We start from the raw sequence: 1,869 nt of genomic DNA, 5'->3' as shown, positions 1-1,869 counted from the left end.
GGTGGGTCAGGTGGAGATGCTGTAGCCGGCCTTGTCGACCGCGGCGGCGATGTCAGCCCTGTCGACGGGCCGGTCGGCGGTGACCGTGACGGTGACGATGCCGCTGGCCAGGTCGACGGTGACGGTCTCGACCCCGTCGACGGCGGCGATTCCCGCGGTCACCGCCCGGCGGCCGTGCTCGCAGACCAGGCCGGTGACGGCGAAGGTGGTCCCGCCGAAGAAGGTGCGCGGCGTGCTGGACAGCATGGGAACTCCTGGTGATCTGGTCGTGCGTCGGTCGGGATGGGAGTCGGTGCACAGGCGGGTGCCTCCCACCGCGGAACGGCCGGGCGCCGCGCGGAGACCGGGCGCTCAGTGGCCGTGCCCGTGCCCGTGCCCGTGGCCGACAGCGCCGGCCGGGGGCCTGCCGCCAGGAACGGAGACTGCGGTGAGGAGGAACAGCGCGGCCAGGGCTGCGGCGGTGACGGCGAAGGCCTGGCCGTAGCCGTCGATGAGCCCAGCGGAGGTGACCAGATCACCGGCGACGGCGGTGAGCACGGCGACGCCGAGGGCGGCGCCGATCTCGTGGCCGGTCATCATCAGCCCGGAGGCCAGCCCGGCCCGCTCGGCGGGCACGTCGCTCATCGCGGCGACGGCGATGGCCACGAACATCGGGCCGACACCCGCGCCGACGAGCAGGAAGCCGGGCAGCACGTCGGCGGCGTAGGACGTCCCGCCGGCGCCCGCGGCCAGCAGCAGCACCCCGGCGGCCATGACCACCAGCCCGCCGAGGATCGGCGTCCGGGCGCCCAGATGACCGATGACCCGGGACGCGGCGGCGGCGGCCAGTGTGATCGCCGCAGCAAGGGGCAGGAACTGCAGCCCCGCGACGATCGGGGAGGAACCCAGGATGGTCTGCAGGTACAGCGACGACAGGAAGACGGCGCCGACCACGGCACCGGTCACGCCGGCCATCACCACCGAGGCCGACACCAGCGACCGCATCCGCCAGGTCGCCGGCGGCACCAGCGGATCGGCGGCGCGCCGCTCGAGCACGGCGAACGTCGCGAGGAGCACCGCCGCGGCAGCCAGCGCGACGAGGGTCCGGGGCGCGGTCCAGCCCGCTGAGCGGGTGGCCTCGATGCCGAACACCAGCGCCAGCAGCCCGCCGACCAGGGTCAGCGCGCCGGGCACGTCCAGTCTGCGCAGCGCGCCGGGCTGCGAGCCGCTGCCGGCCACGGCCCGCAGGGTGCCGAGCAGGACGGCGATGCCGATCGGCACGTTGATGAAGAACACCGCCCGCCAGCCGAGTGCGCTGGTCAGCGCCCCACCGAAGAGCACCCCGGCGGCGATGCCCATGCTGCCGACGGTGCCCCACGCGGCGAGTGCGGTCTGCCGCTGCCTACCGGCGTAGTGCGTCACGATGACGGACAGCGCGGCCGGGGTGAGCAGTGCGGCGCCTGCGCCCTGCGCGGCGCGGGAGAGGATGAGCGTGAGCGGGGTCTGGGCCAGCCCGCTGGCCAGCGAGGCGGTGGTGAACAGGCCGATGCCGACCAGGAATGCACGGCGCCGGTCGAGCAGGTCGGCGATCCGTCCGCCGAAGAGCAGCAACCCGCCGGAGAGCAGCACGTAGGCGCTGACCGTCCACTGGTAGTCCGCCGCTGACAGGCGCAGCGAGTCGCTGATCGACGGCAGCGCGACGTTCACCACCGACACGTCCAGGATGACCATGAACTGGGCGGCGATCATGAGCGCGAACACCGTCCACGGCCGGCGCGGCTCCTGCACGTCCGGCGACGGGTGCCCTGCAGCCTGGTGGAGCGGGAGCCCGTGCGCGTGCCCGTGGGGGGAGCCGTGCTCAGGGGCGTGCGGGTGCCCGGGGGTGTGGGC

At 74.5% G+C, this 1,869-nt stretch carries 2 protein-coding genes; both read right to left on the bottom strand.

The features are described from left to right. Positions 1 to 6: 6 nt before the first annotated feature. Positions 7 to 246 (bottom strand): heavy-metal-associated domain-containing protein, encoded by a 240-nt coding sequence (locus FHL80_RS25030; protein WP_138736029.1) that lies wholly within the window; start codon positions 244 to 246, stop codon positions 7 to 9. 105 nt (positions 247 to 351) lie between these two features. Then, on the bottom strand, positions 352 to 1,869 hold a 1,518-nt coding region (locus tag FHL80_RS25025; RefSeq protein ID WP_138736028.1), incomplete at its 5' end, for an MFS transporter.

Origin of the sequence: Modestobacter excelsi (genome assembly GCF_005930495.1) — a bacterium.
GTDB lineage: Bacteria > Actinomycetota > Actinomycetes > Mycobacteriales > Geodermatophilaceae > Modestobacter > Modestobacter excelsi.
Note: the sequence above shows the minus strand (reverse complement) of the source record. Positions and strands in the feature narration are given on the sequence as shown.

Excerpts from the sequence above, each read along its gene's own strand:
- FHL80_RS25030 (WP_138736029.1), bottom strand. The coding sequence starts at position 246 with ATGCTGTCCAGCACGCCGCGCACCTTCTTCGGCGGGACCACCTTCGCC.